This is a genomic window from Streptomyces griseorubiginosus (genome assembly GCF_017614965.1).
GTDB classification, from domain to species: Bacteria; Actinomycetota; Actinomycetes; order Streptomycetales; family Streptomycetaceae; genus Streptomyces; species Streptomyces griseorubiginosus_B.
The window spans coordinates 1-11,612 of record NZ_WVUG01000284.1 but is presented as its reverse complement, the minus strand read 5'-3'; the positions used below and the strand labels follow the sequence as shown (position 1 = coordinate 11,612).

Annotated in this window: 13 protein-coding genes; 3 read left to right on the top strand and 10 right to left on the bottom strand. The window is 71.7% G+C overall.

Annotated features, from left to right (window positions below):
• Both GRC12_RS35170 and GRC12_RS35165 read right to left on the bottom strand, forming a co-directional pair.
• On the bottom strand, positions 1 to 607 hold a 607-nt coding region (locus GRC12_RS35170; RefSeq protein ID WP_208784022.1), incomplete at its 3' end, for a TerD family protein.
• 111 nt (positions 608 to 718) lie between these two features.
• Positions 719 to 1,315, bottom strand: a complete 597-nt coding sequence (locus GRC12_RS35165) for a M48 metallopeptidase family protein (protein ID WP_208784020.1) — start codon at positions 1,313 to 1,315, stop codon at positions 719 to 721.
• A gap of 278 nt (positions 1,316 to 1,593) precedes the next feature.
• Here GRC12_RS35165 and GRC12_RS35160 point away from each other — a divergent pair, with 278 nt between their 5' ends.
• Positions 1,594 to 2,841 (top strand): TOMM precursor leader peptide-binding protein, encoded by a 1,248-nt coding sequence (locus GRC12_RS35160; RefSeq protein WP_244374266.1) that lies wholly within the window; start codon positions 1,594 to 1,596, stop codon positions 2,839 to 2,841.
• The gene (locus GRC12_RS35155; RefSeq protein WP_208784018.1) at positions 2,834 to 4,201 is read left to right on the top strand and encodes an ABC1 kinase family protein; all 1,368 of its coding nucleotides are present in this window, start codon (positions 2,834 to 2,836) and stop codon (positions 4,199 to 4,201) included. Before GRC12_RS35160 ends, GRC12_RS35155 begins: the two co-directional genes overlap by 8 nt.
• Here the strand turns inward: GRC12_RS35155 and GRC12_RS35150 are convergent, their stop codons facing one another.
• The 5 genes from GRC12_RS35150 to GRC12_RS35130 form a co-directional block, all read right to left on the bottom strand.
• The gene (locus tag GRC12_RS35150) at positions 4,202 to 4,411 is read right to left on the bottom strand and encodes a hypothetical protein (protein WP_133044520.1); all 210 of its coding nucleotides are present in this window, start codon (positions 4,409 to 4,411) and stop codon (positions 4,202 to 4,204) included. It abuts the gene before it with no gap.
• A 77-nt stretch (positions 4,412 to 4,488) separates the two neighbouring features.
• On the bottom strand, positions 4,489 to 4,812 hold the full coding sequence (locus GRC12_RS35145) for a hypothetical protein (RefSeq protein WP_208784016.1): 324 nt from the start codon (positions 4,810 to 4,812) through the stop codon (positions 4,489 to 4,491).
• The gene (locus tag GRC12_RS35140) at positions 4,809 to 5,177 is read right to left on the bottom strand and encodes a WhiB family transcriptional regulator (RefSeq protein ID WP_133044518.1); all 369 of its coding nucleotides are present in this window, start codon (positions 5,175 to 5,177) and stop codon (positions 4,809 to 4,811) included. The genes GRC12_RS35145 and GRC12_RS35140 overlap by 4 nt, the downstream gene beginning before the upstream one ends.
• A 178-nt stretch (positions 5,178 to 5,355) precedes the next feature.
• A complete protein-coding gene (locus tag GRC12_RS35135; RefSeq protein WP_208784014.1) occupies positions 5,356 to 5,676 on the bottom strand; it encodes a hypothetical protein in 321 nt (106 codons plus the stop codon).
• 165 nt (positions 5,677 to 5,841) lie between these two features.
• Positions 5,842 to 8,037: an ATP-dependent DNA helicase UvrD2 gene (locus GRC12_RS35130; protein ID WP_208784012.1), complete on the bottom strand. Its 2,196-nt coding sequence runs from the start codon at positions 8,035 to 8,037 to the stop codon at positions 5,842 to 5,844.
• Positions 8,038 to 8,221: 184 nt separating this feature from the next.
• Between GRC12_RS35130 and GRC12_RS35125 the strand changes: the two genes are divergently transcribed.
• Positions 8,222 to 8,464, top strand: coding sequence for a mycoredoxin (locus GRC12_RS35125; protein WP_133044516.1), 243 nt, complete (start codon positions 8,222 to 8,224; stop codon positions 8,462 to 8,464).
• Positions 8,465 to 8,535: 71 nt separating this feature from the next.
• On the opposite strand, the gene nudC is transcribed toward GRC12_RS35125, so the two are convergent.
• The 3 genes from nudC to GRC12_RS35110 form a co-directional block, all read right to left on the bottom strand.
• Complete coding sequence (nudC, locus tag GRC12_RS35120) at positions 8,536 to 9,477, bottom strand: NAD(+) diphosphatase (protein WP_165954870.1); 942 nt, start codon at positions 9,475 to 9,477, stop codon at positions 8,536 to 8,538.
• A 147-nt stretch (positions 9,478 to 9,624) separates the two neighbouring features.
• On the bottom strand, positions 9,625 to 11,037 hold the full coding sequence (locus GRC12_RS35115; RefSeq protein WP_208784010.1) for a dipeptidase: 1,413 nt from the start codon (positions 11,035 to 11,037) through the stop codon (positions 9,625 to 9,627).
• A gap of 10 nt (positions 11,038 to 11,047) precedes the next feature.
• On the bottom strand, positions 11,048 to 11,612 hold a 565-nt coding region (locus tag GRC12_RS35110), incomplete at its 5' end, for a PD-(D/E)XK nuclease family protein (RefSeq protein ID WP_208784009.1).

Genomic DNA, 11,612 nt, shown 5'->3' with positions numbered 1-11,612 from the left:
CGGCGAAGGCGGGCGGGGCGAAGCCGGGGGCCGCGCCGGTCTGCGGCTGCTGCGGTGCGGGCGCCGCGGGCGCCTCCTCCTCCATGACCTCGCCGCCGAAGTTCTTCAGCAGCGCCTCCAGGCCGCCGTCGAAGCCCTGTCCGACGGCCGCGAACCGCCACACGTCCTTCAGGTAGAAGTCACCGAGCATCACGGCCCGCTCGGTGGAGAACTCCGAGCCGTTGAAGGAGTAGCGGGCCACCTCCTCGCCGCCCGCCACGATGCGGATGTACCCGGGGGCGATCTGCGACATCTGCCCGGCGCCGTCGATGGTCGCCGTGAAGGACAGCTTCTGGATCTGCGGCGGGATCCTGTCGAGCGTGATCCGGAAGGACTCCGTGTCACCGGCCTGGGCGCCCAGGAGCTGGATGGACTCCTCGGGGGACTTCGGCTGGTTGAAGAACACGAAGTAGCGGTCGTCCGAGAGCCGTTCGTCGGCGTCGAGGCCGAAGCAGCTGATGTCGAACGTCAGTCCGGGGCCGCTGATCTGCACGCCTACGTACAGATCGGTGCCCGCGGTGAGGTCACTGATCCTGGCCTTGTGGCCGCGTTGGAATTCCCTGGCCATGCGTAACGACCGTCCCCCATCCCGAATGTGAGTGCGTCGCGCCAGGCTAACGGCTAACTCCGACACCGGAAGAAGTCGGTACAGACCCGGTACACAAGACCGGACGGGCGCTCACTCGCCGCTGGAAGGCGGAGAATGCGGCAACCGGTCGGCGGCGACCACCCCTTCGAGGTAGCCCCGGGCCCTCTCGGTGCGCGGATAGGCGTCCAGGAGCCGCCAGAACCGGGGCCCGTGTCCGGGCACGAGCAGATGCGCCAGCTCATGCAGCAGGACGTAGTCGATGACGTACTCGGGCATGCCCTGCAGCCGGTGCGAGAGACGGATGCTGCCCTCGGCGGGGGTGCACGATCCCCAGCGGGTGTTCTGGTTGGTGACCCAGCGCACCGAGGTGGGCCGGGCCCGGCCGTCGAAGTACTGCGCGGACAGCCGCGTGGCCCGCTCGGTCAGCTCGTCGTCGCCGAGGACCCGCTTGCTCTCCTGGGCGGCCAGCTTGTCGAGCATGACGGTGACCCAGCGCTGCTCCTCGGCCTCGGACATCCGGGCGGGGATGAGCACGACGGTGCGATCGCCCTCGCGGTACGCGGAGACCGTCCGGCGGCGCCGGGTGCTTCTGCGGACCTCGATCGCGCTCGCCCCCGAGCCGCTCGGCGGCTGGCTCGTCGTGCTGCGCTGTGGTGCTCCGGCGCGGTGCAGTGGGTCGGCGGACACGCCCCGACGTTACCCGCTGCACACGGGGGAAGTCCCGCCTCCGGGACGGTTCCGTGCCGATCCCCCACCGAGCGTTTGATTTGTACGACGAATACCCACCGCCTGTGGACAACTTTCGGTGCCCTCCGTGACGGCCGGGCATGCTGGTCCTCGCCGGGTGATCCGCGATCGACCGACCGTCGACCGCTCCACGACCGACCCCGCCCGGCGTACGGGGATGTTCTACGACGGGCATGTCCCACCAGGGGCGTGCTCCACGAGGGCTACGGGGGCCTGACATGGATGCTGCGGACGTGACGGTTCCGGCCGTTCCGATGATGAAGCCCGCGCTCAGGCGCGGCTGGCGTGATCTCAACACCGTGCAGTTCGGGATGGCACCGGCGCACGCGATGACGCTGGGCCCGATGGACCCGGCGACGGCCAGTTTCCTCGACCTGCTCAACGGCACCCGCGGGCTGCCGCTGCTGCGCGAGGAGGCCCGCCGCATGGGCCTGCCCGAGGGGCATGTGGACACGCTGGTCGGCAGACTGTCCCGGGCGGGACTGCTGGACGACGCGAAGGGCGGCGGACCGGCCGCCGACGCCCTGCGCCGCAGCAAGGACACCCTCGAGAGACTGCGCCCGGACCTCGCCTCCCTGTCCCTGCTCGGCGGCGAACCCGGCGACGCCATCGACCGTCTCGCCGCCCGGCGCTCACTGCGCGTGCAGGTGGTGGGCGCCGGCCGGGTCGGTGCGACGCTGGCCTCACTGCTCGCGGGCGCCGGCGTCGGCGGGATCGACGTGCGCGACATCGGCCCGGTGGAACCGTGGGACGTGGCGCCGGGCGGACTGCCCGCCGAGTCCGTCGGCGCCCGCAGGGACGAGGCCGCCCGGCAGGCGGTGCGCCGCTCCGGCCCCGGCCGCCCGCCCCGGCGCGGTCCCGCGGCACCCGTGCCGGCCGGGGACCCCGGGTTCTCGCTGGTGATCCTCGCCCCACGGGACGACGTCGCCGTGCACGCGCCCGCACCCTCCGCCGCCGAACCCCTCATCACTTCGGGTACGCCTCATCTGTACGCCGGCGTCGTGGAGGCCACCGGTGTCGTCGGCCCCCTCGTCCTGCCGGGCGAGACGGGCTGCGCGGGCTGTCTGCACGAGGCGCGCACCGACCGGGACCCGGCGTGGCCCCGGCTGGTGGCCCAGTGGCGCTCGGGTTCGGGCAGGTCGCGGCAGGTGCGCGCATGCGATCTGAGTCTGGCGACGACGGTCGCCGGACTGGCGGCCGCGCACGCGCTCGCGTTCCTGGACGGCATGGTGCCGACCAGTGCCGGTGCCCGCTGGGAGGTGTCCCTGCCCGGTCTGAACTGGCATGCCCGACCGGTCTGGGCGCACCCCGCATGCCCCTGCGGCGCGGCGGAGAAAGGTAAGAAGGGGGAACAGGCCGCCGAGCACGGGAACCGGCACGAGACAATGGACGAGCAGACGCCGAATGAGTTGGGCCGTAGGGCAGACGCGGCGCGGCCGGCAGGGACTTGGAGGGCGCATGTCTGATCTTCCCCGCAAGGCGGTCACCCGGACCGCCAAGCTCGCCGCGCTCCCGCTCGGCTTCGCCGGGCGGGCGACCTGGGGACTGGGCAAGCGGATCGTCGGCGAGTCGGCGGAGATCGTCGGCCGCGAGTTGCAGCAGCGCACGGCGGAGCAGCTGTTCAAGGTGCTCGGCGAGCTCAAGGGCGGCGCGATGAAGTTCGGCCAGGCCCTGTCCGTCTTCGAGTCGGCGCTGCCCGAGGAGGTCGCCGGCCCCTACCGCGCCGCGCTGACGAAGCTGCAGGAGGCGGCGCCCCCGATGCCGACGCGCACGGTGCACACCGTGCTCGGCGAGCGGCTGGGCGAGAACTGGCAGGAGCTGTTCCTGGAGTTCGAGGACAAGCCGGCCGCCGCGGCCTCGATCGGCCAGGTGCACCGGGGAATCTGGCACGACGGCCGCGAGGTGGCGGTCAAGGTGCAGTACCCGGGAGCAGGCGAGGCCCTGCTGTCCGATCTGAACCAACTGAGCCGTTTCGCCCGGCTGCTGGGCCCGCTCATCCCCGGCATGGACGTCAAACCCCTGATCGCGGAGCTCAGGGACCGTGTCTCCGAGGAACTCGACTACGGGCTGGAGGCCCAGGCCCAGTCGGCGCACGCCGAGGAGTTCACGGACGACCCGGACGTGGTGGTGCCCCGGGTGGTCCACCAGTGCGACCAGGTGCTGATCACCGAGTGGATGGACGGCGTCCCGCTGTCGGAGATCATCGCCGACGGCACCCCGGAGCAGCGCGACCGCGCCGGACAGCTCCTGGCCCGCTTCCTCTTCTCCGGCCCGGCCCGCACCGGCCTGCTGCACGCCGACCCCCATCCCGGGAACTTCCGGCTGCTGCCCGGCGGTCCGGCCGGCGAGGACGACTGGCGCCTGGGCGTCCTCGACTTCGGCACCGTCGACCGGCTCCCGGGCGGTCTGCCCACCCCCATCGGTGATTCGCTGCGCATGACCCTCGACGGCGACGCGGAGGCCGTCTACGAACTCCTCCGCGAGGAGGGCTTCGTCAAGGAGTCCATAGAGCTGGACCCGGCCGCCGTCCTCGACTACCTCCTGCCGATCATCGAACCGGCCCGGGTCGACGCGTTCACCTTCACCCGGGGCTGGATGCGCAGTCAGGCGGCCCGTATCGCCGATCCCCGCTCCCCCGCCTACCAGCTGGGCAAGCAGCTCAATCTGCCTCCGGCGTACCTGCTGATACACCGGGTGACGCTGAGCACGATCGGAGTGCTGTGCCAGCTCGGGGCGACGGTCCGGCTGCGTGAGGAGCTCGAGGAGTGGCTGCCGGGCTTCGTCGTGGAGGAGGGCGACGAGGAGGAGTCGGTCGTGGAGGCCTGATCACCACCAGTCCGAGTCCAGCCGCCCCTCGATCGCCCTGAGGTTCTCCCGGGAACAGGCGTCGCAGAAGTACTGGCGCTTGCCGTTCTCCACGGAGAACGTCCAGGTGGGCTGCGGGCCTTCGGCCCGGCGCCCGCAGCGGGCGCACACCAGGGGCTGGGGCTCCGCGGGGGCGCCCGAGTCGTCGCTGTCCGCGGGAGGACTCGTCATTCGGTGACGATAACGCCACCGCCGCGGGGAGCCACCGCCTCCCGGGGTCGGGAGGCCGTCGCTTCAGATGTGGTCGGCTACTGCATGACCGCCATGGCGAGCGCGCGGCGGGCGCGCCGCGAGGCACGCTCGGCCCGGCGCTGCATACGGCGGGCGGCCACCAGGCGCGCGGCCGGGCGTTCCCGCTCGGCCTCACGCAGGCGCTCGTGCATATGCGCACGTGCCAGGGCTTCTGGGATGAGTTGCATCTCTCGGGTCCTGTTCTGACGCGAACCGGTCGCGCCGGTCATCGTGGTGTCTTCGATCGCGGAGCCGGCGGGCTCGTTGGTGGACGGCTTCATCGGGGCCTGCTTCTTGGGGTCGTGCGTGAGGGGGCGGTCGATCGTTCCGGTGATGTTCATGCCGTGACCGGGTTCTTGCGCGGGCGGCCACGCGGCCGCTTCCGGGCGACGACAACACCCTGGACGAACAGCTCGCCACCCCAGACGCCCCAGGGCTCACGCCGCTCCTTGGCGCCGGCGAGGCAGGCCTCGATCAGCGGGCAGGTGCGGCAGAGGGACTTGGCGTACTCGACGTCGGCCGGCGACTCGGCGAAGAAGACCTCCGGGTCGTAGGAACGGCAGGGGACGGGTACGCCGAGGTTCTCGATGGCGTCGTCGAGCGCGGTGAGCGCGGTGAGCGGGATCAAGGCGGAGTCCTCCGTGGGGCCGGGCGGGGGGATCGTTTCGGAAGGCGGTACGGACGGGGCGTGCGCTTCGAGTTGCACGATTCGTCTTCCTCGTCTGTTCGTTCCGGTCCTGTTGGACCGGGAGGCGGTTTTGGTACCCGGTTCTTTTCTTGTTCCGAGGCCCCTTCGCTCCGTCGTCCCCGGTCGGGGACAAACAGAAGGGCCGCGGATCCCGGATGGGGTTCCGCGGCCCTGAAGGCGCCGGCCTGATCGCCGATCAGGCTGGATCACTCCAGGGTTCTGGCCCACGGAAGGCCCACATCAGGTGGTGCTGCTTCGTCTGCTTCCGGCTACCGGCACCGGCCGCCGTAAAGGCATAGGCCTGCGCCTGTGCCACTACTGCTTCCAGTGCCTTGGTCGGTCGCTCATTGCGCTCACGGATGGGAAGACCCGCGAGAGACACCGAGGACGCCGGACGGACGGCACGAATGCCGGACAGACCGGTGCCCCGGGTGGAGGCGTCGAGCATGCACAGGGAGGCGACGACCGAGCGATCGGTCATTTTGACGGTGGTGGAGCTCTTCTTGATGCTGATCACTGGACTCGCCTCCTCTCGGCGTCTCGGGGGACTGGGGTGAACCAGTCCGACGGGTATGCAAGTAGAACACGGAATCGGGGCCTCCGAGAAGGCCTCCGTCCCCGTGGCTAAGAACCTATGGGGATTGCTGGGGCATGCGCAAACTATTTTTCCGACGAGTTTCCGTCAGTCCTCCTCGTCGCCCTCCGCGATGTCCTGGCCTGCGCAGATGGCCAGGACATCGGCGCCGTAGCGGTTGAACTTGCGCACTCCCACCCCGGGGATGCGGGCCAGTTCGCCCTCGTCGTCGGGGACTGCCTCGGCGATCGCCATCAGCGTCTTGTCGGTGAAGACGCAGAAGGCGGGCTGCCCGCTGCGCCGCGCCTGCCGCGCACGCCATGCGCGCAACCGCTCGTACAGGCCCTCGTCCATGTCGGAGGGGCACTCCTCACAGCGCATCAGCTTCATCTCGCCCGCGTCGGTGAGCGTGCGCCCGCACACCCGGCAGCGGGCCGGGGTGCGCTGGGCGCGCCGCGGGACGGCCTCCGGTCCTCGGGTGCGTCCGCGCTCGACGCCGCCGGGTCCGCCCGCCGCCGTGCGTGCGGCCGATGAGGCGGAGCCGGGGCGCAGACCGTCCAGGAAGCGGCTCGGGCGACGGCTCGGGCGACCGCCGGGTGACCGGGACAGGGCCCAGGAGACGTGCAGGCGCTCACGGGCGCGGGTGACCCCGACATAGAGGAGACGCCGTTCCTCCTCGATCTGCTCGTCGGTCTTCGCATAGGTGATCGGGACCATGCCCTCGGCGACGCCGACGAGGAAGACGACGTCCCACTCGAGGCCCTTGGCGGAGTGCAGGGAGGCCAGCGTGACGCCCTGTACGGTCGGGGCGTGCTGGGCGCCCGCCCGCTCGTCCAGTTCGGCGACGAGGTGGCCGAGGGTGGCGCCGGGCTGGGCGGCGGTGAAGTCCTGGGCGAGGTTGACCAGGGCGGCCAGCGACTCCCAGCGCTCTCTGACGGCACCGGAACCGGCGGGCGGCTGGGGTGTCCAGCCCTCCCCGGACAGCACCGCCCGCACCTGGGAGGGCAGGTCGACGGCGTCGTCGAGGAGGGAGTCGTTGCCGCCGAAGCGGGCCGCTCCCCGCAGGTTGACGATGGCTCTGCGCACCTCCGGCCGGTCGAAGAACCGCTCGGCCCCGCGCAACTGGTAGGGGACTCCGGCGTCGGCGAGGGCCTGTTCGTAGGTCTCGGACTGGGCGTTGGTGCGGAACAGGACGGCGATCTCGCTCGCCGGGACGCCCGCCGCGATCAGTTCGCCGATACGGCGGGCGGCGCCCTCGGCCTCGGCGGGCTCGTCGGCGTACTCGGTGAAGACGGGCTCGGGGCCCGCGGAGCGCTGGGAGACCAGCTCCAGGCGGTGGTCGGCGGCGCGGCCGCGGGCCTGGGCGAGCAGGCCGTTGGCGAGGTGGACGACCTGGGGGGTGGAGCGGTAGTCGCGGACCAGTTTGACGACGGTGGCTCCGGGGTGGCGGACGCGGAAGTCGAGGAGGTGGTCGGGGGTTGCTCCGGTGAACGAGTAGATCGTCTGGCTGGCGTCGCCGACCACGCAGAGGCTGTCCCGGTCGCCGAGCCACAGCTCCAGCAGGCGCTGCTGGAGGGGGCTGACGTCCTGGTACTCGTCGACCACGAAGTGCTGGTACTGGGCCCGGACCTGCTCGGCGATGTCGTGGCGGTCCTGGAGGACGGCGACGGTCAGCAGCAGGACGTCCTCGAAGTCGATGACGGAACGGTCCCGCTTGAGGTCCTCGTAGACGGAGTAGAGCTGGGCGATCTCGGCCGGGTCGCGGGGGGCCTCCCGGCCGGCCTTGGCGGCGGCCGCCGCGTAGTCGGCGGGTACGGTCTGGGTGACCTTGGACCACTCGATCTCGGCGGTGACGTCGCGCAGTTCGCCGCGGTCGAGGCGGATGCGGCAGGCGGCGGCCGCGTCGGCGACGAGCTGGATCTTGCGGTCGACGAGCCGGGGCATGGACCCGCCGACCGCTTTCGGCCAGAAGTACTGCAGCTGGCGCAGGGCGGCGGAGTGGAAGGTGCGGGCCTGGACGCCGGCGGCGCCGAGCTGACGGAGCCGGCCGCGCATCTCGCCCGCGGCCCGGTTGGTGAACGTGACGGCCAGCACGCTGGACGGCTGGAGGATCCCTGCGCGCACCCCGTAGGCGATCCGGTGCGTGATCGCCCGGGTCTTGCCCGTGCCGGCGCCCGCGAGCACGCACACCGGGCCGCGCAGGGCCGTGGCCACTTCGCGCTGCTCGGGGTCGAGCCCTTCGAGCACCGCGTCGGCCGAGTCGGGGACCCGCGGGAAGAGCGTGGAGTGCGTTGCTGCTGTCACACCGCCATGCTGCCAGGTCGGCGGAGACGGGTGCGGCGGTTGTCCACAGGCAGGGGCTCGCAGTCGTACTAATGCGGCAGGCGTCACGTCGGGCGGCGGCGCGTGTGCGGGAATGCTTGCTGTTTCACGTACGTTCCCCGACTGCGAGGACCGATCCCCCAAGCAGTTGAGGAGCGCGAGAGACATGCCGGGCACTGTGACGATGTACAGCACCACGTGGTGCGGCTACTGCCGTCGGCTGAAGAGCCAGCTGGACCGCGAGGGCATCACGTACGACGAGATCAACATCGAGCAGGACCCGGAGTCCGCGGCGTTCGTCGAGAAGGCGAACGGCGGCAACCAGACCGTCCCGACCGTGCTGTTCCCCGACGGTTCGACGCTGACGAACCCGTCGCTGGCGCAGGTGAAGCAGAAGATCGGCGCGTAGGCGCTCCCCGGTTCGCCGGAAAGGCGGTTCCCGAGGTGACTCGGGAACCGCCTTTTGTGCTTCCAGCCTTGTCACACGCTCCTCGTGGGCAGGGGTTTGCCGTACCAGAGTTCGATCAGGCGGGCCGCGATCGAGATGCCGTACGGCGGGAGGACCTCGCCGGAGTCGAAGGCGGCGCCCAGTTCGTCGCGGGAGAACCAGCGGGCCTCGTGGATCTCGTCGCCGTCGACCTCGATCTCCGTCGAGGTGGCATGGGCCATGAAGCCGAGCATCAGGCTGGACGGGAAGGGCCAGGGCTGGCTGGCGACGTACTCGACCTGGCCTACGTCGATGCCGGCCTCCTCGAAGACCTCGCGCCGCACGGCCTGCTCGATGGACTCACCGGGTTCGACGAAGCCGGCGAGCGTCGAGAAGCGGCCCTCGGGCCAGTGGACCTGCCGGCCGAGCAGGATGCGGTCGTCGGCATCCGTGACCGCCATGATCACGGCCGGGTCGGTGCGCGGGTAGTGCTCGGCGCCGCAGGCCGGGCAGCGGCGGATGTGGCCGGCGGCGGCGATCACGGTCCGCTCGCCGCAGCGGGAGCAGAACCGGTGGGTGCGCTGCCAGTTCTCCAGGCCGACCGCGTGCACCATGAGACCCACGTCACGCGGGGACAGCAGCAGACCGGCCTCGCGCAGGCCCGCGGGCCGCGCGGACTGGTCGATGCGTCCGGGCAAAGCGTCCTTCTGGAGGGCGAAGTAGCTGACACCGTCCGCGTCGGTGCCGAGGAAGTAGCGGTGCGCCTCGGTCAGGGGGGCTTCGAAGGAGGGGGTCATGACGAGTTCGGTACGGCCGTCGGGCGTCTCGTCGATGAGGACCTGGCCGCCGGAGACCACGAAGCAACGGGTCGTGGGGTGGCTCCAGGCCGCCGCGAGCCAGGCCTCGTCGAGCCGGTGGTGGGCGGCGCGGTCGATGCCGCTCGGGGCGGTGAGCGAGATGGGGCGGTCGGCGGTGTGGTCGGTCCAGGTGGTCACGGGTGCTTCCAACTCCCCCAGTGCAACGGATTGTTTCGGCGGGCGGTTCGGCGGGGCCTACGGCGGGCGGCGACCGGGACCGGGCGGTGCGGGGCGTCGCCCCCAGTGTGCCCCGCGCGCGGTGTCGTCCCGGACGGCGCGGGCGGCTCAGGGCGCATGACGCCAGGTGTCCGCGAGGTCGCCCCACAGGTACGCGGTGGTCTCGACGCCCTTGAGGAGCAGATCGATCTCGACCTTCTCGTTCGGCGCGTGCCAGCCGTCGGAGGGGACGGAGATGCCGAGGAAGAGCACCGGCGTCCCGAGGACCTCCTGGAGGTCGGCGGCGGGCCCCGAGCCGCCCTCGCGCGTGAAGCGGATCGGCCGGCCGAAGGCGCGGCCCATGCTGCGCGCCACGGACTGCAGGGCCGGGTGGTCCAGCGGTGTCAGACACGGGCGCGTGGCCGCGCCGAAGGTGATCTCGTGGTGGATCCCGGCGGGCACCTGCTCGGCCGCCCACGCGCGGACGGCCTTCTCGATGTGGTCGGGGTCCTGTCCCGCGACCATCCGGAAGGACAGCTTCACCATGGCCGAGGAGGGGATGATCGTCTTGCTGCCGGGGCCCTGGTAGCCGCCGCCGATGCCGTTGACCTCGGCGGTGGGGCGGGCCCAGATGCGCTCCAGGGTGGTGTGTCCGGCCTCGCCGTGGGTGGCGTGGGACTTGGCGGTGCGCAGCCACTCCTGCTCGTCGAAGGGCAGCTCGGCGAAGAGCTCGCGTTCGCGGTCGGTGAGCTCGACGACGCCGTCGTAGAAGCCGGGGACGGCCACGCGCTCGTGCTCGTCGTGCAGGGCGGCGACCAGGCGGGCGGCCGCGGTGGCGGGGTTGGGCACCGCACCGCCGAAGGATCCGGAGTGGATGTCCTGGTCGGGGCCGAAGAAGTGGATCTCGCACTCGGCGAGGCCGCGCATGCCGGTGCACACCGTGGGGGTGTCCGCGGACCACATGCCGGTGTCGGAGACGATCACCGCGTCGGCGGCCAGCCGGCCGGCGTGCTGCTCGACGAGGGCGCGGAAGTGCGGTGACCCGGACTCCTCCTCCCCCTCGACCAGGAGCTTCAGGGTGACCGCGGGGGCGGTGCGGCCGGTGGCGGCGAGGTGGGCGCGGACGCCGAGGGTGTGGAAGAACACCTGGCCCTTGTCGTCGGCCGCCCCGCGCGCGTGGAGGCGGTTGTCGCGGACGACGGGCTCGAAGGGCTCGCTGTCCCAGCCGTCCTCAAGGGCGGCGGGCTGGACGTCGTGGTGGCCGTAGACCAGGACCGTCGGTGCCCCGGGATCGGAGGCGGGCCACTCGGCGAAGACGGCGGGGGCACCCGGGGTCTCCCAGACCTCCGTGGTCGGGAAGCCGGTCTCCCGGAGCCTGGCGGCGAGCCAGTCGGCGCTGCGGCGTACATCGGGCGCGTGGTCGGGCTGGGCCGACACGGACGGGATGCGCAGCCACTCCGCGAGGTCCTCGAGGAAGGCGGCACGGTGCTGCTCGATGTACGCGCGGACGGCGCTGACGGCACTGTCAACGGGCTGGCTCATGGTCACGAGCCTATCGGCCCGCGCCGACATCCTGGTTGGGCGGTTCCTCACAGTTTGCTTGCGCGGCCGGCCCCTCCAGCAGCAGCCGCTCCAGCGCGGCCCGGTCCTGCAGACCCTGTGGTCGTACTACCTCACCGGTTCGGACGTACAGGAACGCCGCGTTGACGGACTCCAGCGGAACGCCCTGTTGCTCGGCCCAGGCGAGCCGGTAGAGGGCGAGCTGGAGGGGGTCGGCGGTGCGGGTGCGGCTGGTCTTCCAGTCGACGATCTCGTACGTCGTCCCCTCGCCGTCGTCCTCCTTGTAGACGGCGTCGATCCGGCCCCTGACCACCCGGCCGGCGATGACGAGCTGGAAGGGGGCCTCGACGCGGTGGGGTGTGCGGTGGGCGTACTCGGTGCGCTCGAAGGCGTCCTTGAGGGCTTCCAGATCGCGTTCGTCGGCGATCTCGGCTTCGCTGCCCGGCAGTTCCTCCGGCTCCAGCACGGGCAGGGTCAGTTCCTCGAAGCGGGCCTCCACCCAGGCGTGGAAGCGGGTGCCCCGGCGCGCGGCGGGTTGCGGGGGGCGTGGCATGGGG

Bases quoted from the DNA above. Each gene is read 5' to 3' on its own strand.
- GRC12_RS35155 (WP_208784018.1), top strand. From the start codon at position 2,834: ATGTCTGATCTTCCCCGCAAGGCGGTCACCCGGACCGCCAAGCTCGCC.
- GRC12_RS35125 (WP_133044516.1), top strand. From the start codon at position 8,222: ATGCCGGGCACTGTGACGATGTACAGCACCACGTGGTGCGGCTACTGC.
- GRC12_RS35160 (WP_244374266.1), top strand. From the start codon at position 1,594: ATGGATGCTGCGGACGTGACGGTTCCGGCCGTTCCGATGATGAAGCCC.
- GRC12_RS35145 (WP_208784016.1), bottom strand. From the start codon at position 4,812: ATGAACATCACCGGAACGATCGACCGCCCCCTCACGCACGACCCCAAG.
- GRC12_RS35150 (WP_133044520.1), bottom strand. From the start codon at position 4,411: ATGACGAGTCCTCCCGCGGACAGCGACGACTCGGGCGCCCCCGCGGAG.
- GRC12_RS35115 (WP_208784010.1), bottom strand. From the start codon at position 11,037: ATGAGCCAGCCCGTTGACAGTGCCGTCAGCGCCGTCCGCGCGTACATC.